The sequence below is a fragment of the Zobellella maritima genome (genome assembly GCF_003075035.1).
GTDB lineage: Bacteria > Pseudomonadota > Gammaproteobacteria > Enterobacterales > Aeromonadaceae > Oceanimonas > Oceanimonas maritima.
The window spans coordinates 910,538-937,229 of the sequence record NZ_QCZE01000001.1; the positions used below are offsets into that span (position 1 = coordinate 910,538).

The 26,692-nt window shown below is 57.9% G+C and carries 26 protein-coding genes; 18 read left to right on the plus strand and 8 right to left on the minus strand.

What is annotated here, in order from left to right; all coding sequences use genetic code 11:
* Positions 1–8 precede the first annotated feature (8 nt).
* The 5 genes from hrpA (at position 9) to DCS96_RS04160 (ending at position 7,307) form a co-directional block, all read left to right on the plus strand.
* A complete protein-coding gene (gene hrpA / locus DCS96_RS04140) occupies positions 9–3,884 on the plus strand; it encodes an ATP-dependent RNA helicase HrpA (protein WP_116473073.1) in 3,876 nt (1,291 codons plus the stop codon).
* A 286-nt stretch (positions 3,885–4,170) separates the two neighbouring features.
* Complete coding sequence (rplY, locus tag DCS96_RS04145; RefSeq protein WP_116473074.1) at positions 4,171–4,458, plus strand: 50S ribosomal protein L25; 288 nt, start codon at positions 4,171–4,173, stop codon at positions 4,456–4,458.
* Positions 4,459–5,151: 693 nt separating this feature from the next.
* Positions 5,152–5,904, plus strand: coding sequence for an SDR family oxidoreductase (locus tag DCS96_RS04150; RefSeq protein ID WP_116473075.1), 753 nt, complete (start codon positions 5,152–5,154; stop codon positions 5,902–5,904).
* A 131-nt stretch (positions 5,905–6,035) separates the two neighbouring features.
* The gene (locus DCS96_RS04155) at positions 6,036–6,368 is read left to right on the plus strand and encodes a YnfA family protein (RefSeq protein ID WP_116473076.1); all 333 of its coding nucleotides are present in this window, start codon (positions 6,036–6,038) and stop codon (positions 6,366–6,368) included.
* Positions 6,369–6,449: 81 nt separating this feature from the next.
* On the plus strand, positions 6,450–7,307 hold the full coding sequence (locus tag DCS96_RS04160) for an AraC family transcriptional regulator (RefSeq protein ID WP_116473077.1): 858 nt from the start codon (positions 6,450–6,452) through the stop codon (positions 7,305–7,307).
* Here the strand turns inward: DCS96_RS04160 and DCS96_RS04165 are convergent.
* Entirely contained in the window at positions 7,269–7,862 is a 594-nt protein-coding gene (locus DCS96_RS04165) for a LysE family translocator (protein ID WP_198649915.1), read from the minus strand. The genes DCS96_RS04160 and DCS96_RS04165 overlap by 39 nt on opposite strands.
* Positions 7,863–8,050: 188 nt before the next feature.
* Here DCS96_RS04165 and DCS96_RS18915 point away from each other — a divergent pair, with 188 nt between their 5' ends.
* The 4 genes from DCS96_RS18915 to DCS96_RS04185 all read left to right on the plus strand — a co-directional run bounded on the left by DCS96_RS18915 (position 8,051) and on the right by DCS96_RS04185 (position 10,559).
* Positions 8,051–8,257, plus strand: coding sequence for a GDCCVxC domain-containing (seleno)protein (locus DCS96_RS18915; RefSeq protein ID WP_116473078.1), 207 nt, complete (start codon positions 8,051–8,053; stop codon positions 8,255–8,257).
* 4 nt (positions 8,258–8,261) lie between these two features.
* Positions 8,262–8,459 (plus strand): mercury resistance system transport protein MerF, encoded by a 198-nt coding sequence (gene merF / locus DCS96_RS04175; protein ID WP_116473079.1) that lies wholly within the window; start codon positions 8,262–8,264, stop codon positions 8,457–8,459.
* Positions 8,460–9,018: 559 nt separating this feature from the next.
* Positions 9,019–9,381: a VOC family protein gene (locus tag DCS96_RS04180; protein WP_116474524.1), complete on the plus strand. Its 363-nt coding sequence runs from the start codon at positions 9,019–9,021 to the stop codon at positions 9,379–9,381.
* Positions 9,382–9,503: 122 nt separating this feature from the next.
* Entirely contained in the window at positions 9,504–10,559 is a 1,056-nt protein-coding gene (locus DCS96_RS04185; RefSeq protein WP_116473080.1) for a hypothetical protein, read from the plus strand.
* Positions 10,560–10,645: 86 nt separating this feature from the next.
* Here DCS96_RS04185 and DCS96_RS04190 read toward each other — a convergent pair whose 3' ends face one another.
* Entirely contained in the window at positions 10,646–11,137 is a 492-nt protein-coding gene (locus DCS96_RS04190) for a DUF2938 domain-containing protein (RefSeq protein ID WP_116473081.1), read from the minus strand.
* Between the two features lie 529 nt (positions 11,138–11,666).
* On the opposite strand from DCS96_RS04190, the gene DCS96_RS04195 reads away from it, so the two are divergent.
* The 4 genes from DCS96_RS04195 (at position 11,667) to DCS96_RS04210 (ending at position 14,611) form a co-directional block, all read left to right on the plus strand.
* Entirely contained in the window at positions 11,667–12,263 is a 597-nt protein-coding gene (locus DCS96_RS04195) for an NADPH-dependent FMN reductase (protein ID WP_116473082.1), read from the plus strand.
* Between the two features lie 77 nt (positions 12,264–12,340).
* The gene (locus tag DCS96_RS04200; RefSeq protein WP_116473083.1) at positions 12,341–12,832 is read left to right on the plus strand and encodes a gamma-glutamylcyclotransferase; all 492 of its coding nucleotides are present in this window, start codon (positions 12,341–12,343) and stop codon (positions 12,830–12,832) included.
* 419 nt (positions 12,833–13,251) lie between these two features.
* Entirely contained in the window at positions 13,252–13,959 is a 708-nt protein-coding gene (locus DCS96_RS04205; protein ID WP_116473084.1) for a phosphatase PAP2 family protein, read from the plus strand.
* A gap of 157 nt (positions 13,960–14,116) precedes the next feature.
* Positions 14,117–14,611, plus strand: coding sequence for a hypothetical protein (locus DCS96_RS04210; RefSeq protein ID WP_116473085.1), 495 nt, complete (start codon positions 14,117–14,119; stop codon positions 14,609–14,611).
* A gap of 3 nt (positions 14,612–14,614) precedes the next feature.
* Here DCS96_RS04210 and DCS96_RS04215 read toward each other — a convergent pair whose 3' ends face one another.
* Complete coding sequence (locus DCS96_RS04215; protein WP_116473086.1) at positions 14,615–15,472, minus strand: PA4780 family RIO1-like protein kinase; 858 nt, start codon at positions 15,470–15,472, stop codon at positions 14,615–14,617.
* Positions 15,473–15,587: 115 nt separating this feature from the next.
* Here DCS96_RS04215 and DCS96_RS04220 point away from each other — a divergent pair, with 115 nt between their 5' ends.
* Complete coding sequence (locus tag DCS96_RS04220) at positions 15,588–17,456, plus strand: SLC13 family permease (RefSeq protein ID WP_116473087.1); 1,869 nt, start codon at positions 15,588–15,590, stop codon at positions 17,454–17,456.
* 50 nt (positions 17,457–17,506) lie between these two features.
* Positions 17,507–18,403 (plus strand): dienelactone hydrolase family protein, encoded by an 897-nt coding sequence (locus tag DCS96_RS04225; RefSeq protein WP_116473088.1) that lies wholly within the window; start codon positions 17,507–17,509, stop codon positions 18,401–18,403.
* An 81-nt stretch (positions 18,404–18,484) separates the two neighbouring features.
* On the opposite strand, the gene DCS96_RS04230 is transcribed toward DCS96_RS04225, so the two are convergent.
* From DCS96_RS04230 to DCS96_RS04245, 4 genes are all read right to left on the minus strand, one after another.
* A complete protein-coding gene (locus DCS96_RS04230) occupies positions 18,485–19,117 on the minus strand; it encodes an MBL fold metallo-hydrolase (RefSeq protein ID WP_116473089.1) in 633 nt (210 codons plus the stop codon).
* A 52-nt stretch (positions 19,118–19,169) separates the two neighbouring features.
* A complete protein-coding gene (mnmH, locus tag DCS96_RS04235; protein ID WP_116473090.1) occupies positions 19,170–20,264 on the minus strand; it encodes a tRNA 2-selenouridine(34) synthase MnmH in 1,095 nt (364 codons plus the stop codon).
* A complete protein-coding gene (gene selD, locus DCS96_RS04240; RefSeq protein WP_116473091.1) occupies positions 20,257–21,294 on the minus strand; it encodes a selenide, water dikinase SelD in 1,038 nt (345 codons plus the stop codon). Before selD ends, mnmH begins: the two co-directional genes overlap by 8 nt.
* A gap of 124 nt (positions 21,295–21,418) precedes the next feature.
* Positions 21,419–22,612, minus strand: a complete 1,194-nt coding sequence (locus DCS96_RS04245) for a class I SAM-dependent methyltransferase (RefSeq protein ID WP_116474525.1) — start codon at positions 22,610–22,612, stop codon at positions 21,419–21,421.
* 76 nt (positions 22,613–22,688) lie between these two features.
* Between DCS96_RS04245 and yccX the strand changes: the two genes are divergently transcribed.
* Positions 22,689–22,967, plus strand: a complete 279-nt coding sequence (gene yccX / locus DCS96_RS04250) for an acylphosphatase (RefSeq protein ID WP_232818179.1) — start codon at positions 22,689–22,691, stop codon at positions 22,965–22,967.
* A 40-nt stretch (positions 22,968–23,007) separates the two neighbouring features.
* On the opposite strand, the gene DCS96_RS04255 is transcribed toward yccX, so the two are convergent.
* Positions 23,008–24,528, minus strand: coding sequence for a fumarate hydratase (locus tag DCS96_RS04255; protein ID WP_116473092.1), 1,521 nt, complete (start codon positions 24,526–24,528; stop codon positions 23,008–23,010).
* A 125-nt stretch (positions 24,529–24,653) separates the two neighbouring features.
* On the opposite strand from DCS96_RS04255, the gene pabB reads away from it, so the two are divergent.
* A complete protein-coding gene (gene pabB / locus DCS96_RS04260; RefSeq protein WP_116473093.1) occupies positions 24,654–26,021 on the plus strand; it encodes an aminodeoxychorismate synthase component I in 1,368 nt (455 codons plus the stop codon).
* Positions 26,018–26,581, plus strand: a complete 564-nt coding sequence (locus DCS96_RS04265; RefSeq protein ID WP_116473094.1) for a CoA pyrophosphatase — start codon at positions 26,018–26,020, stop codon at positions 26,579–26,581. The genes pabB and DCS96_RS04265 overlap by 4 nt, the downstream gene beginning before the upstream one ends.
* The last annotated feature ends 111 nt before the right edge of the window (positions 26,582–26,692 follow it).

Consider the following 26,692-nt stretch of genomic DNA (forward strand, 5'->3'; position numbering starts at 1 on the left):
GATTTGGTTTGTCTGTTGAGCAATTGCTGGCCCAATTAAAAGAGTGCAGGGGAGCGGATCGGGGGCGTTTTCGCCGCCGCCTGCAGGGTATCGAAAAGCTGGCCGAGGCCAAACGCCAGCAGGTGTTGGCGCGGATAGGCGCGGATCTGGCGGCCTCCCGCGCCGAGCGCGGCCGTCGCCTGGGATTGCTGGCCCAACCCATTCACTACCCGGCCCAGTTGCCGGTGAGCGACAAGCGCGAGACCATCAAGCAAGCCATTCAGGACAACCAGGTGGTGATCATCGCCGGTGAAACCGGCTCGGGCAAAACCACCCAGATCCCCAAGATGTGCCTGGAGCTGGGCCTGGGGGTGGACGGCACCATAGGCCATACCCAGCCCCGGCGACTGGCGGCGCGCAGCGTGGCCAAGCGGCTGGCGGACGAACTGGGTTGCGAGCTGGGCGAGCGGGTCGGTTACAAGGTGCGTTTTAACGATCAGGTGAGCGCCGAGACTCAGGTCAAGCTGATGACCGACGGCATGCTGCTGGCAGAAATCCAGCAGGACCGTCAGCTGCGCCAGTACGACACCATTATCATCGACGAAGCCCACGAACGCAGCCTGAATATCGACTTTATTCTCGGCTACCTGCGGCAGCTGTTGCCTAAACGGCCGGATCTGAAGGTGATCATCACCTCGGCCACCATAGATCCGGAGCGCTTCTCCCGTCATTTCAACGATGCGCCCATCATTACGGTATCGGGTCGTACCTATCCGGTGGAGCTACGTTACCGGCCGCTGGTGGTAGACGACACCGAGCGGGATCAGCTGCAGGGTATTTTCGATGCGGTGGCCGAGCTCACCAAAGAAGGGCCCGGCGACATTCTGATCTTTATGAACGGCGAGCGGGAGATCCGCGATACCGCCGACGCGCTCAACAAGCAGCAGCTGCGCCATACCGAGATAGTGCCGCTCTATTCCCGGCTGTCCAACGCTGAGCAGAACCGCATTTTCGAATCCCACACAGGGCGTCGCATCGTGCTGGCCACCAACGTGGCGGAAACCTCGCTCACCGTGCCCGGCATCCGCTACGTGATCGATCCGGGTACCGCACGTATCAGTCGCTATTCCCACCGTACCAAGGTGCAGCGGCTGCCGATCGAGCCTGTGTCCCAGGCCAGTGCCAACCAGCGCATGGGCCGTTGCGGCCGGGTGGAGGCGGGTGTCTGTATCCGCCTGTATGGTGAAGACGACTTTATCAACCGACCCGAGTTTACCGACCCGGAGATACTGCGCACCAACCTGGCCTCGGTCATCCTGCAGATGCTGTCTCTGGGACTGGGTGACATCAGTGCCTTTCCTTTTGTTGAGCCGCCCGAGAAAAAGCATATCAGCGACGGCGTGCGCCTGCTGGAAGAACTGGGGGCGGTCAATGAGCAGCAGGGCCAACTCAAGCTTACTCCACTGGGTCGCGACTTGTCGCGGCTGCCGGTGGACCCGCGTCTGGCGCGCATGGTGCTGGCGGCGCGCGATTATGGGTGCGTAACCGAGGTGATGGTGATCACCGCCGCGCTCAGCATCCAGGACCCCCGTGAGCGGCCGCTCGACAAGCAGCAGGCGGCGGCCGAGTTGCATCGCCGCTTTGCCGATGCCGACTCGGATTTTGTGGCCTTCCTCAACCTGTGGAATTACCTGAAGCAACAGCAAAAGGCCTTGAGCGGCAACCAGTTCCGCAAACAATGTATGAGTGAGTTCCTCAATTACCTGCGGGTGCGCGAATGGCAGGATATCTATAGCCAGCTGCGGCTGGTGGTGCGGGAGCTGGGCTTTCCGCTGAACAGCGAGCCTGCCGATCCCACCAGCCTGCATCGGGCCCTGCTCACCGGCCTGCTCAGCCATGTGGGCATGCGCGATGGCGATAAGAAAGAGATACTGGGCGCGCGTAACGCCCGCTTCCATATTGTGCCCGGCTCGGCGTTGTTCAAGAAGCCGCCCCGCTGGCTGATGGTGGCCGAACTGACCGAAACCCACCGGCTTTACGGCCGTATCGCCGCCCGCATCGATCAAGGCTGGCTGGAAGATGCCGGTGCCCATTTGCTCAAGTCCAGCTACAGCGAACCCTACTGGTCGAAGAAACAGGGGGCGGTGATGGGCTACCTGAGCCAGAGCCTGTTCGGCCTGCCGGTGGTGGTGCGCCGTCGGGTTAATTATTCCAGCGTGGATCCCAAACTCTGCCGTGAGCTGCTTATTCGCCAGGCCCTGGTTGAAGGGGAGCTGCACACCCGGCACACATTCTTTCACCACAACCGGGCGTTGCTGGAGCAGGCCGAAACCCTGGAGCACAAGTCGCGGCGTCGGGATCTGGTGATCGACGACGAGACCCTGTTCCGTTTTTACGACGAGCGGCTGCCCGCCGACCTTGTTTCCATTCGTCATTTCGACAAGTGGTGGAAAACGGCGGGTAAGGCCAACCCGGAGCTGCTGCATTTTACCGAAGAGATGCTGCTCAACGAGCGCGCCGGCGCCGTGACCACCCGCGACTACCCGGACGCCTGGCAGCACGACGGCCTGAACCTGCCCCTGGACTACCAGTTTGAGCCGGGCAAGGAAGAAGACGGCGTAACCGTGCGCATTCCGCTGCCGCTGCTCAACCAGGTGGCCGCAGGACCGTTCGAATGGCAGGTGCCGGGATTGCGCCGGGAGCTGCTGGTGGCACTGATAAAATCCCTGCCCAAGCCCATGCGTAAGCACTTTGTGCCGGCGCCCAACTTTGCCGAGGCGTTGCTGGCGGCCATGACCCCGTTCGAGGGGCCGCTGCTCGACCAGATGGAAAAACACCTGCGGCGCATGACCGGGGTCACCGTACCTCGGGAGGACTGGGACTGGAGCGCGCTGCCGCCCCATCTCATCATGCGCTTTGCGGTGGTGGACGCCGCCGGCAAGGAATTGGCCGCTGGCCGGGATCTGGACGCCATCAAGCTTATCCTGCAGGGCCAGGTGCAGACTGCGCTCACCGAGGCGGTGGATGACGACCGCTTCGAGCAGGACGGGCTGCTTGAATTTCCGGACCGGGCCATTCCGCATAGCTTTGCCGCCAAACGGGCCGGCTTTGAGGTAAAGGCCTATCCGGCGCTCGTCGATCAGGGAGACAGCGTGGCCCTGCAACTGTGTGAAGACGAAGCCGGCCAGGCCCAGGCCATGTGGGACGGCCAGTGCAAGCTCTTGCTGCTGCAACTGCCGTCGCCCATCAAATATCTGCAGGACAAGCTGCCCAACAAAGCCAAGCTGGGACTGTATTTCAACCCCTACGGCAAGGTGCTGGATCTGGTGGACGACTGCATTCGCGCCGGTATTCATACGCTTATGCGCCAGCACGGTGCACCGGCCTGGACCCCCAAAGATTTCGACACACTGAAAGACCAGGTGGCCGGCGAGCTCAACCCGACTGTAGCGGCCATTGCCCTGCAGGTGGAAGACGTGCTGAGTCGGGCCCAGGGTATCAAGAAGCGGCTCAAGGGCAAGATAGATCTCGCCATGGCGATGGCGATGTCGGACATTCAGGCCCAGCTGGACGGGCTTATCTACCGGGGTTTTGTGACCGACACCGGCGGCGAACGGCTGAAGGATGTGCAGCGTTACCTGGATGCCCTGTCGAAGCGGCTGGACAAGCTGGTCATAGATCCGCACCGGGACCGGGCTCACCTGCTGAAAATTCAGAATGTGCAGACCGCCTATCAGGCGCTGCTCAATAAGCAGCCCAGGGGCAAGCCGTTGGCGCTCGAGGTGAAGGAAATCCGCTGGATGATAGAAGAGCTGCGGGTATCGTATTTTGCCCAGACCTTGGGTACGCCGTACCCGATCTCCGACAAGCGCATCCTGCAGCAGATAGCGGGCCTGGGTAGCTAAAGAGCAATTACAGGAAGCCCGATCCTGGCCGATGGACTAGTGTAGGATATCGGATATCGGATATCGGGCGATAGACAGAAACCTGGTCCCGGGAAGATGGCCAATGTGGGAGGCCGGAGCTCGCGGCGAGTTGGCCATCAGGCAATTCCACATACTCAAGGCACGACAGCATATTGCTTTCGGCCTATTTCCTTGCTCCTCCGTCTATCGGCGTGGTAGACTTCGCGCGCTTTTATCTGGCGGGAGTCGGTCGCAGCTTCCGCCCATTACCTATAGAGAGAAAATTATGTCTTTTACATTCGAAGCTGAAATTCGTTCTGACCTGGGGAAAGGTGCGAGCCGCCGCCTGCGTCACGAAGATAAAGTACCTGCCATCCTGTACGGCGCCGGCCAGGAGCCTGTTGCCCTGTCTCTGGACCACAAAAAACTGAACACTGCTCAGGAAAGCGATAGCTTCTACAGCGAAGTGCTGACCCTGGTCATCAACGGTGAAGAAGTGAAGGCCAAGGTTCAAGATATCCAGCGTCACCCCTACAAGCCGAAACTGGCTCACCTGGACTTCGTTCGCGCCTAATCGCAATCGAAACCGACGCATTAAAAAACCGCCGGAAGGCGGTTTTTTTGTGCCTTCTGGTCAAACCGTTTAACAATAATCGCTTGGGGGTTCTGCACTCCTGTACTATTTTTGCAATTGCCAGGCTCCGCCAGCCCGTCCAGAATAGTCGCATATGGAAACCAAAGCGGCAGGGGGTGATGGCCTGGAACATCGGGGCGGTAGCGTGTCTAAATAACTGTTCCTCATTGCGCTACAGAAATCAGGCTCGAACGCAGACCCGCCGCGCCAGCTGAATCTGACGAGTATGGCTTTCTGCAAACCATAGCTGCTCATGACCCGAATCTAGCGCTGGTAGCTGTGAGAACAGAAATCGATAAGGCAGTTCGGAAAGCAATTGCTGAATATTTTTATCAAGAGGTATTCAGCAACTGACAGAGTAGGGTGTACTCTCCAAAAATGTAGCAAACGGACTGAGAGATTTTATTCAGTTAGGTAACCATGCTGCTCATGGGGTAGAGGTTGAAGTTCAAGCTGCGGAGTATGTCATTGATAATGCAGGAAGAATTATAAAACCATTTAAAGAGCAGCTTGCCAATGCTGCTTAACAAGACCAGTCAAAGGAACGCAAAAACCGCAGCTTTGCTCAGGTTTTCGTGCCCCTGCTGGTGGCATTATGCATTCCTTCAAATTCAGGTTTAAAAGGATAGAAACATGAGCACAGAAAAAGTGGCAATTATTACTGGTGGTGGGCGAGGAATTGGAGCTGCCACAGCGAGACTTTTTGCTCATCATGGCTTTGCGGTGTGCATCAACTATAAATCCAATTCCGAGTCTGCCTCTCATTTAGCCGAAGATATTGGAGCAGATGGTGGAAAATGCATTACTGTTCAGGCTGATGTTTCCCAAGAAGCTGATGTGCTTCGTTTATTTGAAACCGTTGACCGAGAGTTGGGTACGATATCTGTGCTCGTAAACAACGCAGGAATTTTAAGGAAACAGATGCGTTTAGAGGAAATGAGTGCAGATAGAATTAATGAAATGCTTATAAATAACGTAACAAGCTACTTTTTGTGTAGTCGCGAGGCTGTCAAACGCATGTCCACTCGCCATGGTGGTGTAGGAGGTGTTATTGTCAATGTTTCATCTGTGGCTGCTCGTTCTGGTTCTCCGAATGAATACATTGATTATGCCGCATCGAAAGGGGCGATAGACACATTAACAAAAGGCCTATCATTAGAGGTGGCGGCTGTAGGTGTTCGCGTAAACTGTGTTCGTCCGGGATTAATTTACACTGACATGCATGCAGACGGTGGTGAACCAGAGCGAATTGAAAGGTTAAAAGGCATAATCCCACTTCAAAGAGGTGGCTTACCCGAAGAGGTTGCAGAAGCAATTTATTGGTTAGCATCTGAGAAATCTTCATTTTCAACGGGTAATTTTTTGGATTTAGCCGGTGGCCTGTAATTAATCATCGATAAGAATAAGTGTCGTGAAGCCGACACTTTATCCGGGGCTCAATTCGCCCGCTACGAGGGCGGGGGCCTCCGGATCGCTGTGGCCCTTACCCCAAACCTTAGGAACCCCGACAACCCACCATGGACATACTCAAAATTCTTGGCCTTTTTGTGCTAACAGCGATTGCTGAAATTCTCGGATGCTATTTACCTTACCTATGGTTAAAACACGGTCACAGCGTGTGGTTATTGCTTCCGGCCGCTGTAAGTCTTGCGGTATTCGTGTGGCTACTCACGCTGCACCCTCATGCCGCTGGGCGAGTTTATGCGGGGTATGGCGGTGTCTATGTTAGCGTGGCGTTGCTTTGGCTTTGGGCTGTAGATTCCGTCCGCCCTACCGTTACTGATCTCGTCGGGGTAGGTGTATGTTTGCTTGGTATGCTCATCATTATGCTGGGGCCGCGGTATGCCTGACAATGCAATGAACTTCGTGCCTTCGACGCCGGTTTATGCAGCCGTTAGCGTTCAAGCAAACAACCAGAGAGGCAGTAAATTATGAACGATCCAGGCACGCCTATGTTCTGGCGAGATGAGCGTATGCCTTATGTGGAGCTTCGGAGGGTGGTGGACGGAAGAAAGGTCTGCTACGCCCCACACAGCCATACTCAATGGTCCCTGGGTGCCATAACCGAGGGCCAGAGCACGTTTCTGTACCGGGGCGATCGGGTTAAGGTCGGTGCAGGAACCTTGGTCATTGTGAATCCTAACTGGGTTCATGCCTGTAATCCGATCGATAATCAGCCTTGGGGCTATCTGATGCTGTATATCGATACTGAATGGCTAACCAATTTGCGATACGAGGCGGGCCTACTGGACACACCTTGTTGGCAGGATATCGCCACGGCCACCCTGTCTGATCACGAGTGCTATGCGGGTTATTGTCGGATGGTGGAATGGTTACTGAGTTCGGATCGGGAGCTGCTGGAAAAGCAAACGGCGGTAGTGGAGTACCTGACCGCCTTGATGTACGCACTGTCAGACCAGGTGACGGCACCGCTCCCGAAGGTACCAGATAACTTGCAAGCGGTGGCTGATTACTTGCAGGCTCACGCAGCAATGGAGGTGTCTTTGGACACCTTGTGCGAGCGCTCCGGATACAGCCCCGGGCATCTGATCCGCTGCTTTAAACATCACTTTGGTTTCACTCCACATGCGTATCTTATCAATTGTCGAGTCCAGGACGGACAACGGGAGCTGAAACGTGGCAAGCCTATTGCCGAAACTGCGGTGAATGTCGGGTTTGCCGACCAGCCGCATTTTCAACGTACCTTCAAGAAATTGCTGGCTGCCACACCCAAGCAGTACCGACAGTCATTACTCAATCAGCAGATAGATACAGCTGGTGGCAAGTAACAGTGCGAGTGTCCGGTTCACTATAATCAGCACAATGGGGCGTTCAATGTACCGACGCAGGGAGACGCCAGCATAAACCCAGCAACTCAGTGACAACCAGCAGACCGGCATGTAGAGCATCGCAAATATAATGAGCTCACGTAAGTCGTGACCACTCGTGTAGGCGCCAATCCCCGAAGCTGAAGCCAGCCAGGCTTTGGGATTGAGCCATTGCATGATGGCACCGGTTGTAAAACCCGGTGCTTTGGGGGTGTCACCTTCTGGCAGGCGCCCGTCATCGCGAAACAGCTGAACACTGAGATAAAGCAAAAATGCGCCGCCGGCCCAGCGCAAGAGTGCATTGAACCCCGGCACAACCGTCAGCACAGAATAAAGCCCCAGACCTATGGTAACGAAAAGGGCGATGAAACCCAGGGTCGCGCCGGTGACGAAGATCAGTCCATTGGAGAGGGGGTAGCGGGTGCCGCTGCTCAGACACACCAGATTTACGGGGCCGGGCGAAATGGACGCCGCTAGCGCAAATGCCGTCATGGGTAAAAGCACTGATATTGTCATATTTTCCTCTTTGTTTTTGGCTCCTGCTGAAGTGTGTAATAGCGTCAGTGCGAAGTATTGAACAAAATTGCGGTGCTGCAGTTCGGTTGTGCCGGGCTCAGCGGCCGGATGATTTTTCGGAGAATGCTAACAAAGCGGTGTTTGCGGCGTTATGCTCAGGACTGGGCGCTTCTCGAACAAGGTGGATAATGAAACCTAAACTCACATCAGAGATAACATGCCCAAAGTGCGGGCACAGGGAGGTTGAGATAATGCTTGAGGATTCTTGTCAGTATTTTTATGAATGTAAGAAGTGCAACGTCGTGCTTAAGCCCAGGCATGGTGATTGTTGTGTATTTTGTTCTTACGGCGACACGCCCTGTCCCCCTGTTCAGCTTGATCAATCGTGCTGTTGATTCTATGAAGAATGGAAACCGGTTATTAAAGGTTGGTGTAATTGGGGGATCGATTACAGCGCTCTGCTGTTTCACTCCAGTTCTCGTTTGGTTGTTTGCGGCCCTTGGGATATCTGCATTAGTGGGTTACCTGGATTATGTGCTTTTAGCAGTGCTGGCTGTGTTTTTAGTTGTGTTGCTAATCGGTTTCATCCAGCGCTGATACGGGAAATCAATATAACCAGTCGTTGCCGTTTATTACGGCCCTGGCGGGCTCCCCCGGAACGGTGTGCCGGCGGATTGCGCCTGCAATGCGGCCGCTGAGGGTCATATGGCGCAGTTGACCATGAACATCTGAACCATCGATCAGTATGACCGGCATGGGAGCTAATCCGCACAGGTTGCTTGCGTACCAGCGATACAGTGCCTACCGTTATGAACATTGCCCGGCAGGCGGTCGATACGCTTGATGGAGTGCTTGGCCGAGGCTTTACCACTGATGCCGCGACCCAGAGCAGAGAGATAGCGTATATCCCCCAGCAAGTTTGAGGTGGCCACCATGAGTGAAGTCAGCCGCTTTGTACGAGTTTCCGAGCAGGGCTGAGCCAGCAATGACTACGTGAGTCCGTTGGACTATGAATCAGAGCTACGTGCAGCTGCTTGAAAATGTGTCCGGAAAACTGTTGCCAGATCAGTGCGCCTGCTCCCTTGATTCCAAAGGGAATGATGAGGAGGGTCGCTAGAACGTTGCGTGACGTGACTCCCGGATGGAGGGGCTGTTTATGAGTTTAACATTTGAGCCAGGAAAAAACATTGCGATGAAAATTCCAGCGCACGAGTACGAAAATACCGTCCGCTTCTACCGAGATGTTTTGCGATTCAAAGAACTCACCGGAAGCGGCGACACCCCGAGGTTTGAGTTTGGCGACAAAGTGCTTTGGCTCGACTGCATGCCAGGTTTGAGTCAGTCTGAAATTTGGTTGGAAGTCATTACTAATGATATTGGTAAAGCTTCTGAATATCTTAAAGATAAAGGCTGTCACCGTAGGGACGAGATCGAGCCGCTTCCGAGTGGGTTAAAGGCGTTCTGGATATCCAGCCCATCGAATATCATCCACCTGGTTGCAACCAGTGATGACACCTAACATAGCCATTAAATTCACTCACTGCGGTCGCCGGCGCTTGATTCTTGCACCGTTTATGATGGGCGTTAGCTGTCCGAAATAACCCGATGCCCCCGATGAGTAATTTCTGGAGGAACTTCATAATGGGTGACGATAAGCATTTCGAGGATCGTTTAATCCGTCATGCTGAGCAGATTCAACGGGATTCGGAACAAAGAATACTCGATAAAGCAAAAGAACAAAGTCTTGAGCAAATCGAGAGTTTAACTAAAAAATATAAAAGGTACGCAATGATATCGGTAGCGGCATTGGTTTTTTCACTCACGTTGGGGTTTCTCCCTAAAGAGACGATATATCGAACCGTAATCAAAGCCATATACCCGGATGATGAAATATATAGCGATATCAAAGGCCATTTTGAGGGGGATGGGGTTTTCTCCGCCGCAGTTAAAAAGGCGCTTCCGCCCGAAGATATCTATGACGCAATCAAACCTCAATTTGAAAATGATGCCGTATTTACAGCTGCGGTAAAGAAATCTTACCCAACAACGGAAATCTATAGCAATGTAAAGGTGTTATTTCTACAAGACAACCAGTTCAATGAGTTGCTATTTAACGATGAAACACTAGATAGCTTCCCAAGAATAAGGAATGAGATACCTGGGGAGGTATGGCAAACAGTCAAGGAGGGAAAAGCGGCTGACTATAAGCAGATGCTGGAAAATCCCGGTTTCTACAGGGCTTTGGCAGAGTATCACCAGGATCTCATCAAGCGCTTCGTGCAGCCGAACTCCAACAGGCAAGCATTGATCGCTCAAATTATGGAGTTGGGGCGAATTCCTGCGAACGTAAAAATTTTAATGCCTGAAGAAGCCGCCAACAACACTCAAACAAAAAGGTGTCGACGAATGTTTAGCCACGAAAGCAAAATGGCAATATTGGTTATACCGGAAACCTTCGCAGAGCAGGATTACTCATGGTTTGACTGCAAGTATGGGCACCCTAAGATAGGTATTCGCATTGATTCTCTTGGTGAATCTCTCGATAACGTACAAATTGTCGAAGTGAGGAGAATGGGAAACTCGCCGGTCATCCGGTTGCTAGTATCCAAGAAAGTGGCTGAAGGCCTGAAGCTTCCTGGTGCTTCAGAGTTTGCGGCCAATGCGCCGGGTGAAATCCTAATTACCAGCGCGAAATAGCAGCCGGTCCGACGGCCCAGCTTAAGTTTGCCGATACCGAATATGGCGTGTTCACCCGTCGGACCGCAGAGGTTGATACCGACCCGTTACATTGAATAAATAAGCTGTACCCCCAGGCCTGCCAGATACAGTCCAAGACCAAACACAGTATGAGCAACGAGGCTCTGCAGTCGAGCGGAGGCAGGTCGTGGTGTTCGAGAAGCGGCAATGCCGGCGCCCATGCCCGGTTGCATCAAGAGAAAGGGAGCCACTACTGTGCCAATGCCCACTGTGAGTGCGGGACCCATAGTAGGTTGCCGAACCCATTCGGGCCCCCAGATGACGATAAGAAAGGCCGCGAAGGCAATACCTGTAAGGTAATGAAATGTCCACCCCAAGATGTGTTCGCCACGCACGGGAGCAGACGCAGAGATGGCGTTATGGCGAAAGCGCCCGTGAGTCATATAGGCTATCCAGCGGCCGACCAGCGCATAGTTCGGGGGGGGGATGCCGAACAGCGGTTTACGGGCAAATCCCCATAAGTCCATCACCACAGTAGCTCCCACCCCGATGAATACGGCGAATAACAGATTGTTCATTTTGCTCTCCGATTTTTTGATTTACACCGGGTGTTAGCCTACAACTTCAAGACGACTTTAAGTCAAGGGGTTAGGGATAATGCCGATCGCCAAACGTTATGGCTTGCCGGCCTCGACACAAGGCACGCGTTACTGACCGCGTTAAGCGTAGCGAGTGCTTAACTCAACCTGGGCACTGCAGCGGGCTGACTCCCGGCAGTCATCCCCCAGATTCAATGGCTCTGGCCGGGCAACGGCGGTGGGGGCGGCGGTTTTTTCGGGGGATGGGGCAGGTGGGGAGCCGGTGGATTCCTGGGCTGCTGCTTGGGTTTGCTCATGGTGGGTTACCTTGGTGTAGATATATGGCAGGGAAAGCGCCGGCCTCCCTGCTTTAATATCTACTTCTTGTTCCGCCATTCTGCCAGTGGTGTGGGCGTTATGCGCAAGGGGCGGGTCTGAACTATGCTTTCGTACCATTGGTTGAGCACTGGTTTTGCGCTTTGTTCTCATGCCTGGGAGCATGGCCTGTCCCGATATACAGGAGTAAGCGATGAAAAATATCAAGATTGTGACCATCTGCGGGAGTGTGCGGCCCGGTAATTATACCTCCATGGCCCTCAAGTTGGCCCTGGACGAGTTCAGCAAGGTGCCCGGGCTGGAAGTGACCGATATCCGGCTGGAATCCCTGGATCTCCCCTTGCCGGGCATGCCCCCTAAAAGCCCGGCTGCGATCGAACGGTTCCAGCAGACGGTCGAGGCCGCGACCGGGGTGCTGTTGGCATCGCCTGAATACCATGGAGGGATCAGCAGCCCCATGAAACTGGCCATCGACAACCTCGGCTTTCCGAGCATGCTGGCCGGCAAACCTGTGTCTCTGTTGGGGGGGGCGGCGGGGGTGATTGGCGCCATCAAGTCCACCGAGCAGCTGCGGGCTATTTGCGCCCATATTGGGGCTGTGCCGCTGCCCCTGGCGGTATCGATTGCCAGGGTGCAGCAGGTGTTCGATGCGAACGGACAGTGCCAGGATGTAAAAACCGAAGAATATATCCGCAGGTCGGCGAGCAACCTGATCGACTACATCAATGATGCGGTCTGCCCGAAAATCAGCCTCGAAGCCATACTGCGTGATCAGACAGCAGCAAGCTGAACCCGTAACATGAGCGCGGTCATGAATGTTTCGGCGTCGTCCCTGCATTTTCACAACAGCGCCATGCCCGAGGCGCGATGAACTACTTCGCCTATGGTTCTAATATGTCGCTGGCCCGGCTGCGCCGGCGGGTGCCGAGCGCGCGCAGCCTGGGCGCCTATAAACTAACAGGGCATGCGCTGCGGTTTCATAAGCGTGGCCGGGATGGCTCGGCCAAATGTGATGCCTATGCCACCGGCGATGACAGCGACCATCTGCTTGGGGTTCTGTTCGATATCAGCGAGTCCGATAAAAAGACCCTGGACATCGCCGAGGGGCTGGGTCAGGGCTATAGCGAAAAAGAAGTCGCTGTTACCGATCAAAACGGCCTGGCCGTTCTCGCTATCACCTATTACGCCACCCATATCGATGATGCGCTCGCGCCCTATGGCTGGTACAAGGCGCATGTACTGGCCGGTGCCAGGGAGGCCGGCCTGCCGGCAGCCTACATCCGGCAGATTGAGGTGGTTGCCGCTGTGGTAGATCCGGACCGGGCGCGCGAGCGCAGGGAGCTGGCAATATACCGCTAGCCTGCAGCAGACCGGCATGTATGCCCAACGCCCTGCTTCCTTATCGGCCGTGGCGCTGGTACCCCGTATCGCCTGTTGATAGTCCGAGATATAAAGTCGTCGGCCTTGGCCTTGATGTCTCCAGGTTGCTGTTTGGGCGGGTACCGGGCGGCAGAGGGCACAATACCCTATAATTTTCCTGAATCCTGGTGATTAAATCAGCACGGCTATGGCTACAACGCAAAACAGAGAGGGGTGGCTTCGCTCCGGCACAGAGGGGCAGTCTGGCTTTATCCGCTTGCTGTCTCGCGTGCTCTACGAGGCGGAATGATTATTAGATTCTTATTAAAATTGACGTGCCTAAGGGAGACGTAACGGGGCAATACGCCGTTGGATTGGCCATAGGCTGCAGAATAAAACCTCCCAATGGGGTATGAGATATGAATATTATTGATATGGAAATTATTCATTTTTTTAATCAGTATTCTCAATCGTCATTCATCTTTGATTCTGCGGTAAAATTTGTTGCGGGGAACAATTTAATAAAAGGTGGAATCATGATTGGTGTTTTTTGGTGGGGCTGGTTTAGATTACATGAGTCTCAGCTCCATTTTCGGATACACTTGGTTGCTACCTTGTTTAGCTGCTTTTTCGCCATGGTATTGGCCCGGTCTCTGGCATTGTTACTGCCGTTCAGGTTAAGGCCCCTACATGAGGAGAATTTGGATTTTGTTCTTCCCTATAGCATGAAGCTGATAGAGTTTGATGGATGGTCTTCATTTCCCAGCGATCACGCAGTGTTGTTTTATGCCTTAGCTGCCGGAATGTTTTATATATCTAAAAAGGTGGGTGTTTTTGTGTTTCTATACACAACTTTATTGATAAGCCTGCCGAGGATATATTTGGGTCTGCATTATCCTTCTGATATTGTTTTTGGTGCTCTTATCGGCGTGCTTATTTCATGCCTGTGTCACTCAAATTACTTTGTTTCTAAAATATCCCGGCCTGCTGTTTATTATTGGCGCGAGCGACCGGAGCTTTTTTACCCCTTATTTTTTATAATCACATACCAAATTGCCGATATGTTTGAAAATAGCAGGGCTTTTGTCAGGGGCCTTGCCTTGTCTCTTCAAGTATTTCTGGCCTGACGGAGTAGGCAGGGGAGGTGATGACTGGCCTGGTTTTGGTCGGGGTGGATTAGCTGCCTGTTTTTATATTAAGCTTGAGATAATAATGGCGCCTACTTGATTTGAAACCAATGAACGGCCAACCCCGTCTCGACAGGTCGGGTTGCCTGGGAGCAGAATGGACGACACGCTGGAATATCTTAAAGACAGGTATCATGAAGCGCAGGCTTGCTTTCAACATGTCGAGCATAAATGCGCGATACTGCTTGTTTTTATTACCCTGATGATCGTTGCCACCGCTGTGATAGCAAGCCTGGAAGGTGAGCTGATTTTTCAGCCCGTCTCACCGGTGAGCTGGATTGCGCTGGTGTCTTTCCTGAGCGCGCTATTCACTCTGGTTTGCGCCTGGGGACATGCCCTGCTGGCCCTGAGCCTGGGTGAATGCCCGGCATTGCCGGCCAATAAAAAAACAGCCGAGTATCTTTGTTCAACCGACGCGGAGGCGGTCAGCAAGCATGTGCTTGGCTGCTATCTCGAAAGCATCGAAAAGCTGACCGAGGTGATTAACAGCAAGGTGCGTAACCTTGATTTTGCCTTCGAGGAGCTGACACTGAGCGCCTGGCTGTTAAGCCTGTCGACCGTGCTGAGTGTTTATCTTGTCTTCGCCGAATAACCCTCAATCCGGCTGCCGGGCTTCATGCAGTCGGGCCTGGCGGGCCTGCTCTTCGGCCATGGCCGCCTTGATTTCTTCCAGCACGGCGTCAACATCGGCGGCCTGGTTCGTTTCTTCAAACAGACCGGTCAGCGTGACCTCTGGGTGTAATTCGCCTGCTTCGAACAGCGCCCACATTTCCCTGGCGTAGCGGCTCTCCAGCAGTTCGGGGGCGTACTGGCCGTAGTAACCGGTGATGTTCTCTACATCCCGCTCCAGCATCCACCGGGCATGGTTATTGGCCGCCGCATCCACCACCTGGGGCAGGTCTATGATCACCGGCCCGGCCGCATCCACCAGCACGTTGAACTCGGACAGGTCCCCGTGTACCAGTCCGGCACAGAGCATACGCATCACGTACAGCATCATCAGGGCATGGTCTTCCCGGGCCTGCTCGGCCGACATGGTCACGTCGTTAAGGCGCGGCGCTACCAGACCTTCGTCATCGGTAATCAACTCCATCAGCAGCACACCGTCAAAGCAGCCGTAGGGCCGGGGGACGCGCACGCCGGCGGACGCCAGCCGATAGAGGGCATCAACCTCGGTATTCTGCCAGGCCTGCTCCTGCTGATCGCGACCGAATTTTGAGCCTTTTTCCATGGCCCGGGCCCGGCGGCTGTTACGCACCTTGCGGCCTTCCTGATATTGCACGGCCTGTTTGAAGCTGCGCTTGCTTGCCTCTTTATAGACCTTGGCACAGCGGATCTCGGCGCCACAGCGCACCATATAGACGGTGGCTTCTTTGCCGCTCATCAGCTGGCCGATGACTTCGTCAATCAGGCCTTCATCAACCAGGGGTTGGATTCGTTTCGGTATTTTCATAGCGCCCTTATACCCTAGTTGGTCCCCGGATGGAATACGGCGGTGGTTTTTTGATGAAGCCGAGCCCCGGATCATCAACCCGGCCTACACTGTGACTGTACAGGACGATGCCCGCATGCATCCCCTTGGAGAGCCTATGACTGTCGATCAACTGATAATTATTGCCGTACTGGTAGCGACCATGGCCATGCTCCTGTGGGGGAAATGGCGACACGATTTGGTGGCGCTGGCTGCCCTGCTGGTGTGTGTAATTACCGGACTGGTGCCCGCCGACGAGGCGTTTACCGGCTTCGGTCACCCGGCGGTGGTGACCGTGGCCTGCGTGCTGGTGCTGGGTTATGGCCTGCAGAAAAGCGGGGCAGTCAATATACTGGCGCAGCGATGCCTGCCCGCCTCGCAGGGGCCGACCATCAGCATACTGGCGCTGGTCGGCCTGGCGGCGGTGCTGTCCGGCTTTATGAATAATGTCGGTGCGTTGGCGCTACTGATGCCGGTCGCTTTGCAGCTCGCCGCAAACCAGTCGTTGCCGCCGGGCCGGGTTCTGATGCCGCTGGCCTTCGGCTCCATACTGGGTGGCATGACCACGCTGATTGGCACACCACCCAACCTGATCGTCTCCGGGTTCAGGGCCGAGGCCGGGATGGGCAGTTTCGCCATGTTCGATTTTACCCCGGTGGGCCTGGCTGTGGCGGCCGCCGGCGTGGTGTTCGTCGGGCTGGTTGGCTGGCGCCTGGTGCCGGTGCGGCAACAAGCGGATGCCGGCAGCTTCGACTCCGCTGCCTACCTGAGTGAGGTGCGGATTGTCGAAGACAGCAAGGCGGTCGGCATGAGTCTGCGGGAAGCCGAACGGATGCTGGATGAGGCCGATGCCCAGATCGTGGGCCTGGTGCGAGGCGAGGTGCGCATTCCCGTGCCCAATGCCCGGCGGCTGTTGCAGGCCGACGATATCCTGGTGATCGAGGTCGAGCCCGAGTCTCTGGCCCTGGCGCTGTCAAGCCTGGGACTCAAGCTGGAAGGCCAGGGGCCTGACGGCGAAGAGTTACAGGACGACAAACAGCAGGCGGGCCTGCGGCCGGCGCACCAGGGCTTGCTCGATGATGAACACAGCGATAACAAGTCCGGCTCGGATGAGGTCGTTATTCAGGAGCTGGTGGTGACGCCCACCGGTCGGCTGGTCGGCCGCTCGGCCACCGATATCGATTTGCGTTCCCGCTATGGCATCAACTTGTTGGCGATTTCCCGTGAAGGACGACATTCGATCAAACGACTGCAATCGGCCCCCGTGCAGGGCGGTGATGTGTTGCTGGTACAGGGCACCCCCGAGTCCCTGGCCGGTTTTGCCGCCGAGTTCGGCTGCCTGCCGCTGGCTGCCCGCGATATCCGGGTACCCAGGGAAGGACAGGCCCTGACCGCCGGTCTGATCATGGCGGTGGTGGTGGGGCTGGCGGCCCTGGGGATCCTGCCGGCGGCCATTGCCTTTGCGGCCGGGGTGCTGGCCTATGTGGCATTGAAGCTGGTGCCGTTGCGCTCGGTTTACAGCGCCATCGATTGGCCGGTGATCATGCTGCTGGGCGCCATGCTGCCGGTGGCCGATGCCCTGGCGAGTACCGGCACCGCCGATATGCTGGCGCAGCTGCTGCTGGACAAGGCGGCCCAGGGGCAGGCGGTGATTGGGTTGGTGCTGCTGCTGGTGGTGACCATGTTCTTGTCTGATCTGATGAACAATGCGGCTACGGCGGCGGTCATGTGTCCGATTGCCATCAGCACCGCCGGCCAGCTCGGGGTCAGTGCCGATGCGTTCCTGATGGCCATTGCGGTCGGGGCATCCTGCGCCTTCCTGACTCCCATCGGCCATCAGAACAACACCCTGATCCTGGGGCCGGGGGGATTTCGCTTCGGGGATTACTGGCGGCTGGGGTTGGTGGTGGAGCTGATCGTGATTGTGGTCAGTGTGCCCGTGTTGCTTTGGGTATGGCCGCTCTGAGGCCGATGGGACTGCTACACTCAGTTGGGTGAAAATGCAGGAGCAAGCGTATGAGCAAGCAACGGAATACCCCCGACATTCCGGCCGAAGCCTTTGAACTGTATGACCGCTATGCCCACGGTTATATCGACCGCCGCCAATTTTTAACCGGTCTGGGTCGGCTGGCGCTGGGAGGAATGACGGCCCTTGCGCTGTTTAATGCGCTCAAGCCCGATTATGCCCGGGCCCAGCAGGTGTCGTTCAATGATCCGGATATCGTGGCCAGCTACCGGACGTTCGACTCGCCGGACGGCCACGGCGAGGGGCGCGGCTATCTGGTACAACCCCGTGAATGGTCACAGCCGGCCGGTACCGTGCTGGTGGTGCACGAGAATCGGGGGCTTAATCCCTATATTGAAGATGTGGCCCGGCGGCTGGCCAAGGCCGGTTTGACAGCCTTTGCGCCCGACGCCCTCCATCCGTTGGGAGGATATCCGGGCAATGACGATGATGGCCGGGCCCTGCAGCAACAGTTGGATGCCGACAAGCTGACCGCCGATTTTTTTGCCGCGACCCGCTTTTTGCACTCCCTGGAAGGCGGTAACGGCAAGCTGGGGGTCGTGGGCTTCTGCTTCGGCGGCGGCATGGCCAACAGGCTGGCGGCCGAGCAACCGCAGCTGGTCAGCGCCGCCGTTCCCTTTTACGGTATGCCACCTGCGCTCGAGAAGGTCGCCGACATCAGGGCCGCGCTGCTGATCCAGATGGCCGAGAACGACGAACGCATCAACGGCCGGTGGCCGGCCTACGAGCAGGCATTGCAGCGGCACGGGGTGCGTTACCAGGCGTTTAGCTATCCTGGCACCCAGCACGGCTTTCATAACGACTCCACGCCCCGCTACCATCCGGAGGCGGCCGAACTGGCCTGGTCCCGGACCCTCGGCTTTTTTGGTGAGCACCTGGGGGGTTAACCGGCCATCACCTGTGGGAGCGGCGACCTCGCCGCGATAATGTACGGCATGGTTCCATCGGCCCGGGGGCGGGCCTCCCACTTACCGCAAAAACGGGTTGTTGAGCCGTTCCTCGCCGAAGCTGCTCTCCGAACCATGGCCGGGGACAAAGACAATGTCGTCGCCGAGCGGCAGCAGGGTGCGGGTGATGGCGTCGATCAGCTGCTGGTGGTTGCCCCGGGGAAAGTCGGTACGGCCGATTGCGCCCTGGAACAACACATCGCCGACAAAGGCCAGCCGCTGGGTCTGGTGCACGAATACCAGGTGGCCCGGGGTGTGGCCGGGACAATGGTAGACCATCAGGGTCTCCTCGCCGACCCGGACGGTATCACCGTCCTCCAGCCAGCGATCCGGGCTGAAGGGCGCCACGGGCGGAAAGCCAAACATCTGGACCTGTTGCTCGAGCATGTCAATCCAGAAGGCGTCTTCCCGCTGGGGGCCGATCACCGGCACGCCGGTGCCGGCCGCCAGCTCGCCGGTGGCGCCCACATGATCCAGGTGACCATGGGTGAGCAGTATGCTTTCCAGGAGCAGGCCGCGTTCTTCAATCGCTGCCAGCAGCCGTTCGGCTTCGCCGCCGGGATCGATCAGCGCCGCCTTGTTGGTGGCGCTGCACCACACCAGGCTGCAATTCTGGGCGAACGGGGTAACGGGCAGGGTAATTCGGTTCAGCATCGATTCACTCTTTGTTTAACATAACACAGTGGCAGGCGAAGTTTGCATGGGCTCAGGCGGAAGCCACAGCCTGGGCTTCGGGCCGGCCGGCCAACCACTCGGCCAGCTCTTCCGCCTCACCACGCCGGACAATGCGCGATTCCTTCTCCGCCAGATGACGGTGGTAGATGGGGTCGTAGTAACGGGACAGCAGCTCGGCAATCCATTCCCGGTGGCCGTCGCTGCCAAAGCCCCGGGCCTGCTGGGCCAGGGCGTCATCCATGATCTGTGACAAGCGGCGCCATTCCCGGCCACCCAGGCGCTTGTAGAGGCGCTTCAGGCTGTCCTGCAGATAGTCGCCCAGGCGGGCCAGATCCTGGTTGAAATGGGTCAGCATCAGGTCCACGTAATCGTACTGGATTTGCCCGACCCTTTGTTCGAAGGAGGCTTCGAGCACCAGCAGCGGTGCTTGCTGCATCTTCTGATAGAGGGCAAGGGGCAGGGCGCAGCGGCCGATCATGGCGCTTTCGTCTTCCACCAGCCAGCCGTGAATGCCGGTACGCAGTTGCTTGAGCCGGGCGATGGCGAGCCGGTTTTCAAAGTTGATCGGGCTAGGCTGGGGCTCTCCCCAGTGGCCGAAGCTGGAACCGCGATGGTGGGCGCAGGCTTCCAAATCCAGGGACAGGGGGGAGCGTGACAACCAGTCGGTTTTGCCGCTGCCGGTGAGTCCGGCCAGCACAAACCCCGGGCCCTCGAACCCCTGTTCGACGATTCCCAGCAGGTGCCGGCGCAGCGCCTTGTAGCCGCCCTTGACCCGGGAAACGGGGCGACCGGCCTCGGCCAGCCAGTGTTGCACGGTTTCGCTGCGCAAGCCGCCACGGAAACAGTAGATGACCCCGTTCGGATGCCGCTCCAACCAAGCCAGCCAGCCCTGCAGCCGTTGTTCGCGCAGCGCACCGGCCACCAGCTGGTGGCCCAGCTCGATGGCTGCCTGCTGTCCCTGCTGCTTGTAACAGGTGCCGACCCGGGCGCGCTCTTCATCCGTCATCAACGGCAGGCTGGTGGCCATGGGAAAGGCGCCCTGGGTAAACTCCACCGGCGCGCGCAGGTCGAGCAGGGGAACATCTTCGCCCAGTAACCGTGCGTAATCGTCAACCAGTTCAGTCACCACGCACCTCGATACGGTTGGCGCCCGGCTCGGTCAGCTCGCCGATGGCCTTCAGCTTGAGCCCGAATTCAGCGGCGGCGGCAAGAAACTCGGCCTCGGCCCGGGGGCGGACCGCCACCAGCAGGCCGCCGCTGGTCTGGGGATCGCACAGCAGCCGCTGCTGGCGCACGCTCAGCGAGCCCAGCTTGTGGCCGTAGGCGTCCAGATTACGCAGGGTGCCGCCGGGCACGGCGCCGGCTTCCAGGTAATGATCCAGGTTGGGCAGCAGCGGGATGCGCGCCATTTCCAGGCGGGCACTGACATTGGCACCTTCGCACACTTCCAGCAGGTGGCCCATCAGGCCGAAGCCGGTAACGTCGGTCATGGCGCTGACGTCCTCGAGCCGGGCAAAGGCCTGGCCCGGCTTGTTCAGCCGGCACATCAGCTCCGGTGCCAGTTGACTGTCCTTGTCGCGCAACACGCCTTTCTTCTGGGCGGTGGTGAGGATGCCGATCCCCAGCGGCTTGGTTAGGAACAGTTTGTCGCCGGCCGCCGCAGTATCGTTGCGCTTGAGCTGATTAAGCGGCACCTGACCGGTGACCGCCAGGCCGAAGATAGGCTCGGGGGCGTCTATGCTGTGGCCGCCGGCCAGGCTGATGCCGGCGTCATGGCAGGCCTGGCGGCCGCCGTCGATCACATGCTGGGCAATTTCCGGCGGCAGCTTGTCCAGCGGCCAGCCGAGGATGGCGATGGCCACCAGGGGCGTGCCGCCCATGGCATAGATGTCGCTGATGGCATTGGTGGCGGCAATGCGCCCGAAGGTAAAGGGATCATCGACAATCGGCATGAAGAAATCGGTGGTGGAGATGATGCCCATACCGTTGCCGATATCGATCACGGCGGCATCGTCCCGACTGCCGTTGCCGACCACCAGGCGGGGATCATTAAAGCTGGGCAACTGGCTTTGCAAAATGGTGTCCAGCACCTTGGGGGAAATCTTGCAGCCGCAGCCGGCGCCATGGCTGTATTGGGTCAGACGAATCGGTTCCACTTGGGCTCCATGGGTCTTGCTTGGGATAGGCTCCCTATACTAATCGCAATGGTGACAAAGCGCATTAACCAAGGGAGATGTTTGCGGATATAGACGGGTCCGGCGGCAACCGGACCCGCTGCACTTACCAGGCCTTGACGACCAGGCCCTTGAGGTAATGACCTTCCGGATAGGCGGTGCCGATGGGGTGATCGGCGGCCTGATTGAGTCGCTCCAGGATTTGTGCGTCCCGGCCGGCATCGAGGGCGGCGTCGGCGACGATTTTCTGGAACAGGTCGGAGGTCATCAGGCCGGAGCAGGAGAAGGTCAGCAGGACGCCGCCCGGATTCAGCAGCTGGAATGCCAGCATGTTGATGTCCTTGTAGCCGCGGCAGGCGCCGTTGAGCTGGGCCTTGTTCTCGGCGAACTTGGGCGGGTCCAGCACTATCACATCAAAACGCTGGCCCTGCTCCCGGTATTCCCGCAACAGCTTGAATACATCGGCCTGTTCGAAGCGGGCGCGGCTCAGATCCAGGCCATTCTGTTCGGCATTGGCCCGGGCCAGGGCGAGGGCGGATTCGGACACATCGGCGTTGATGACTTCCCTGGCGCCGCCCTGCAGGGCATAGACGCCGAAGCCGCCGGTGTAACTGAAGCAGTTCAGGACCCGCTTGTCCTTGCAGTAACGACCGGCGATGCGGCGGTTGTCCCGCTGATCCAGGTAGAAGCCGGTCTTGTGTCCCTGCTCCACGTCGACCAGGATGCGCACGCCGTTGTTTTCCTCGATCACCAGCGGCTGGGGCGGCAAGGTGCCCGCCAGCAGGCCCTTGCGTTCCTTCAGACCTTCCTTCTTGCGTACCGCCACATCGGAACGTTCATAGATACAGGTGTCGGGATAGAGGGCCTGCAGCGCCTCTACGATGGCCGCCCGCCACCGTTCGGCGCCGGTGCTCAGCAACTGGCACACCAGTACATCGGCATACACATCTATGGTCACCCCGGGCAGGCCGTCGGACTCGGCGGCGCACAGCCGATAGCCGGTCAACCCCTGCTCTTCGATTAGCGGCCGGCGGCCGTCCCTGGCACGGGCCAGCCGGCGGTAGAAGAAGTCGCCGTCTATGGTTTCGTCCTGATCGAAGGTCCACACCCGGGCGCGGATCTGGGACTGGGGAGAATAGAAGCCCCGAGCCAGCCATGTGCCGTTACTGCTGTAGATGTCGATGGTGTCGCCGGCATTGGGCTGGCCGTCAACCCGCGCTACGGCGCGGGAGAATACCCAGGGGTGACGACGGAGCAGGGATTTTTCCCGGCCGGCGGTAAGATAGATGGCTGCGGTCATACTTATGGTGGCTTTGCTGATAAAGGGCCACAATTCTAGGGTGTGGCTTGATAAAACACAAACGGGAGCCAAAACCATGATGGCGAAGGTTGCGAAAAAAATCTGGGTCAGTGGCCTGGTACAGGGGGTGGGGTTTCGTTATTACACCCAGCGGCAGGCGGAAATTCTGGGGGTCAGCGGCTATGCCCGCAACCTGGCCGATGGTCGGGTAGAGGTGGTGGCAGAGGGTGAGCAGCACAATGTGCAACAGATGGTGGACTGGCTGGAACAGGGAGGGCCGTCCCATGCCCGGGTCGACGCCCTGGAACAGGAGGAGATTACGGTGGGTGATTACGCCGGCTTTGATACCCACTGAGCCGGGGGCAGGACTGCCCCCGGCTGCTGGTCACCGCTGGTTATCCGGCCAGCTTGCCGTCCAGCTCTTCGATACGGGCCTGCCAGATGGCGGGGCCACTGACGTGGGCGTTGTGGCCCTCGCTATCGACCGCTACCGTGACCGGCATGTCTTCCACCTCGAATTCGTAGATGGCTTCCATTCCCAGGTCCTCGAAGGCCAGTACCCGGGCTTTCTTGACCGCCTTGGCCACCAGATAGGCGGCGCCGCCCACCGCCATCAGGTAGACGGCCTTGTGTTGCCTGATGCTCTCGACGGTGGCCGGGCCACGTTCTGCCTTGCCCACCATACCCAGCAGGCCGGCCTGCTCGAGCATCATGTCGGTGAACTTGTCCATGCGGGTGGAGGTGGTGGGGCCGGCGGGTCCTACCGCTTCGTCGCCAATGGCGTCAACCGGGCCCACGTAATAGATGAACCTGTCCTTGAAGTCGACCGGCAGCGGCTCGCCGTTGTTGAGCATTTCCTGGATGCGCTTGTGGGCGGCATCGCGGCCGGTGAGCAGCTTGCCGGACAGCAGTACGGTTTCACCCATCTTCCACTGGGCGATGTCGTCGCGGGTCACGGTATCCAGGTTGACCCGGCGGACATTGTTGCCCACTTCCCAGGTGACTTCCGGCCAGTCTTCCAGCTTCGGCGGGGTCAGCTCGGCGGGGCCGGAGCCGTCCAGGTGAAAGTGCACATGGCGGGTGGCGGCACAGTTGGGGATCATCACCACCGGCTTGCTGGCTGCATGGGTGGGGGCCGACTTGATCTTGATGTCCAGCACCGTGGTCAGGCCGCCCAGGCCCTGGGCACCAATGCCCAGCTTGTTGGCCTTCTCGAAGATCTCCAGGCGCAGCTTTTCCTCTGTGGTCTCGGCGCCACGGGCCTGCAGCTCGTGGATATCCACCGGATCCATCAGCGATTCCTTGGCCAGCACAGCGGCTTTTTCGGCGGTACCGCCGATGCCAATGCCGAGCATGCCGGGCGGACACCAGCCGGCCCCCATGGTCGGCAGGGTCTTCAGTACCCACTCGACGATATCGTCGGAGGGGTTGAGCATCACCATCTTGGACTTGTTCTCGGAGCCGCCACCCTTGGCGGCAATGGCCACTTCCACATGGTCACCGGGCACCATCTCCACATGCACCACGGCCGGGGCGTTGTCCTTGGTGTTGATACGGCGGCCGGCGGGATCCGCCACTATCGAGGCGCGCAGGGGGTTATCGGGGTTGTTGTAACCGCGGCGCACACCTTCATCCACCATTTCCTGGACTGTCATATCGGTTTCCCATTGCACCTGCATGCCGATCTTGACGAAACAGGTGACGATGCCGGTATCCTGACAGATGGGCCTGTGGCCTTCGGCGGACATGCGCGAGTTGATCAGGATCTGGGCGATGGCATCCTTGGCGGCCTGGCTCTGCTCTTTGTGGTAGGCCTCTTCCATTGCCTTGACGAAGTCGAGGGGATGATAATAGGAGATATACTGTAGGGCGTCTGCGACGGAGTCGATAAAGTCCTGCTTCTTGATAATGCTCATGGCTTCCTCATGGGTTATCGGGCTAGCTCTGTGTTGTTATAAGCGACGCTATGATACGCTTTGCCGCCCTTGCCTGCCAACCTGTGCGCCAGGCGAACTGCCAAAACTGTCGATTGGATTACATAATGTTGCAAATTCATAGCCAGCCCTTCACCGGCTCGGTACATGATTTCTTTGCCCCTATTGCCCACCTGCCCTGGGCCATGCTGTTGGAGTCGGGCACCCTTGAGCGTGCCGACAGTCGTTTTCATATTATCAGTGCTGTGCCCCTGGCTACCCTGGTGACCCGGGGGGACACCACCCTGATCGATTGCCAGGGGGAACAGCAGACATCTCCGGATTCACCCTTTGTCTTGCTGCAACAGCTTCAGCAGCGCCTGTTGGGCCGGGTCCGGGTCCCGGCGAAATGGGCCCATTTGCCGTTTCTGGGCGGCGCCATGGGGCTGTTCGGATACGATCTCGGTCGCCGGCTGGAGCGGCTGCCGGAACTGGCGATCAACGAACTGAACACCCCGGACATGGCGGTGGGTATTTTTGACTGGGCCTGGATTATTGATACCCGGACCGAGCAGGCCCACCTGCTGGTGCTGGGGGACGCAGCGCGATTACATGAGCGGCTGGACTGGTGGCAGTCGCAACAGGCGGCGCCGGCGCTGCCGTTCCGGCTCGAGGGGGGCTGGCGGGCCAACCAGGGCTATGAAGAATACCGGGCCAACTTCGAGCGGGTACAGGAATATTTGCATGCCGGTGACTGTTATCAGATCAATCTGACGGTGCGCTTCGATGCCCCCTTCAGCGGCAGTTGCTGGCAGGCCTATCGGAAGCTGAGCGAGTATAACCAGGCGCCGTTTTCCGCCTTTCTGCAGCTGCCGGAAGCGGCGGTGCTGAGTCTGTCCCCGGAACGTTTTATCGAATTGAATGGTCGGCGGGTGGAAACCAAGCCGATCAAGGGCACCCGTCCCAGAGGCGAGGGGCCCGAGCAGGACAGGGCGCTGGCCACGGAGCTGGCCGGGGCGGCGAAGGACAGATCCGAAAACCTGATGATAGTGGATCTGCTGCGCAACGATATCGGCCGGGTCTGCGTGCCCGGCTCGGTCAGGGTGCCCAGCCTGTTTGCCATCGAGTCATTTCCCGCCGTGCACCACCTGGTGTCGACCATCATCGGCGAGTTGCAGCCGGGACTGGACGGCACCGATCTGCTGGCGGCGACCTTTCCCGGCGGCTCCATTACCGGGGCGCCCAAGGTACGGGCGATGGAGATCATCGAAGAGCTGGAACCCCACCGTCGTCACGGTTATTGCGGCAGTATCGGCTATATCAGCAGTCATGGCCGGATGGATACCAGTATTACCATCCGCACCCTGATGGCGGAGCATGATCGGCTGTATTGCTGGGCGGGCGGCGGCGTGGTGGCCGACTCCCGGGTGGCCGATGAATATCAGGAGTTATTTGATAAACTGGGCAAAATACTCCCCGTTCTGGAGGAACTATGACCCGGGCAGAGTTGCTGGCCCGTTTTAACCTGTTGCCACCCTTATCCGATCCGTTTTTACCCGCCCATGCCCAGGCGGCGGCCGTACTGCTGCCCCTGCTGGAAGGGGCCGGTGGCCTGGAGCTGGTGCTGACCCGGCGCAGCCGTCACCTGCGGCACCATCCGGGGCAGGTCAGCTTCCCAGGTGGACGGGTGGAAGAGACCGATATCAGCCTGTGGCATACGGCACTGCGGGAAAGCGAAGAGGAAATCGGCCTGGATCCGGCCCTGTGTCAGCCGCTGGGGCGTTTGCGCGCCCAATACACCGTCTCCGGTTTTGCGTTGACGCCTTTTGTCGGGCTGGTGGATGCCAGCGCCCGTTTTACCGCCAACCCCGCCGAGGTCGAAGAGGTTTTTCATGTGCCGCTCGAATATGTGCTCGATCTCAGGCGGCATCATCTGTTTACCCTGCGTCGCCGAGGCCGGCTGCATACCGTTTGTTTCATCCCCTGGCAGGGGGTCTGGGTATGGGGAATTACTGCCGCCGTGCTGCATCAGTTTGCCCTGCAAGTCGCCAGATAAGCCGCCCTATTCTTCGTCGTTTCTTTTTTGATCCTCCCTTCTTTCCCTTTGCAGGACAACCCAATAGATTGGTTATTTGATCTTTTTGGTATTAAAAGCTGACCTCCAGGT

Bases quoted from the DNA above. Each gene is read 5' to 3' on its own strand.
- rplY (WP_116473074.1), top strand. From the start codon at position 4,171: ATGTCTTTTACATTCGAAGCTGAAATTCGTTCTGACCTGGGGAAAGGT.
- DCS96_RS04150 (WP_116473075.1), top strand. From the start codon at position 5,152: ATGAGCACAGAAAAAGTGGCAATTATTACTGGTGGTGGGCGAGGAATT.
- DCS96_RS04155 (WP_116473076.1), top strand. From the start codon at position 6,036: ATGGACATACTCAAAATTCTTGGCCTTTTTGTGCTAACAGCGATTGCT.
- DCS96_RS04160 (WP_116473077.1), top strand. From the start codon at position 6,450: ATGAACGATCCAGGCACGCCTATGTTCTGGCGAGATGAGCGTATGCCT.
- DCS96_RS04165 (WP_198649915.1), bottom strand. From the start codon at position 7,862: ATGACAATATCAGTGCTTTTACCCATGACGGCATTTGCGCTAGCGGCG.
- DCS96_RS18915 (WP_116473078.1), top strand. From the start codon at position 8,051: ATGAAACCTAAACTCACATCAGAGATAACATGCCCAAAGTGCGGGCAC.
- merF (WP_116473079.1), top strand. From the start codon at position 8,262: ATGAAGAATGGAAACCGGTTATTAAAGGTTGGTGTAATTGGGGGATCG.
- DCS96_RS04180 (WP_116474524.1), top strand. From the start codon at position 9,019: ATGAGTTTAACATTTGAGCCAGGAAAAAACATTGCGATGAAAATTCCA.
- DCS96_RS04185 (WP_116473080.1), top strand. From the start codon at position 9,504: ATGGGTGACGATAAGCATTTCGAGGATCGTTTAATCCGTCATGCTGAG.
- DCS96_RS04190 (WP_116473081.1), bottom strand. From the start codon at position 11,137: ATGAACAATCTGTTATTCGCCGTATTCATCGGGGTGGGAGCTACTGTG.
- DCS96_RS04195 (WP_116473082.1), top strand. From the start codon at position 11,667: ATGAAAAATATCAAGATTGTGACCATCTGCGGGAGTGTGCGGCCCGGT.
- DCS96_RS04200 (WP_116473083.1), top strand. From the start codon at position 12,341: ATGAACTACTTCGCCTATGGTTCTAATATGTCGCTGGCCCGGCTGCGC.
- DCS96_RS04205 (WP_116473084.1), top strand. From the start codon at position 13,252: ATGAATATTATTGATATGGAAATTATTCATTTTTTTAATCAGTATTCT.
- DCS96_RS04210 (WP_116473085.1), top strand. From the start codon at position 14,117: ATGGACGACACGCTGGAATATCTTAAAGACAGGTATCATGAAGCGCAG.
- DCS96_RS04215 (WP_116473086.1), bottom strand. From the start codon at position 15,472: ATGAAAATACCGAAACGAATCCAACCCCTGGTTGATGAAGGCCTGATT.
- DCS96_RS04220 (WP_116473087.1), top strand. From the start codon at position 15,588: ATGCATCCCCTTGGAGAGCCTATGACTGTCGATCAACTGATAATTATT.
- DCS96_RS04225 (WP_116473088.1), top strand. From the start codon at position 17,507: ATGAGCAAGCAACGGAATACCCCCGACATTCCGGCCGAAGCCTTTGAA.
- DCS96_RS04230 (WP_116473089.1), bottom strand. From the start codon at position 19,117: ATGCTGAACCGAATTACCCTGCCCGTTACCCCGTTCGCCCAGAATTGC.
- DCS96_RS04245 (WP_116474525.1), bottom strand. From the start codon at position 22,612: ATGACCGCAGCCATCTATCTTACCGCCGGCCGGGAAAAATCCCTGCTC.
- yccX (WP_232818179.1), top strand. From the start codon at position 22,689: ATGATGGCGAAGGTTGCGAAAAAAATCTGGGTCAGTGGCCTGGTACAG.
- DCS96_RS04255 (WP_116473092.1), bottom strand. From the start codon at position 24,528: ATGAGCATTATCAAGAAGCAGGACTTTATCGACTCCGTCGCAGACGCC.
- pabB (WP_116473093.1), top strand. From the start codon at position 24,654: ATGTTGCAAATTCATAGCCAGCCCTTCACCGGCTCGGTACATGATTTC.
- DCS96_RS04265 (WP_116473094.1), top strand. From the start codon at position 26,018: ATGACCCGGGCAGAGTTGCTGGCCCGTTTTAACCTGTTGCCACCCTTA.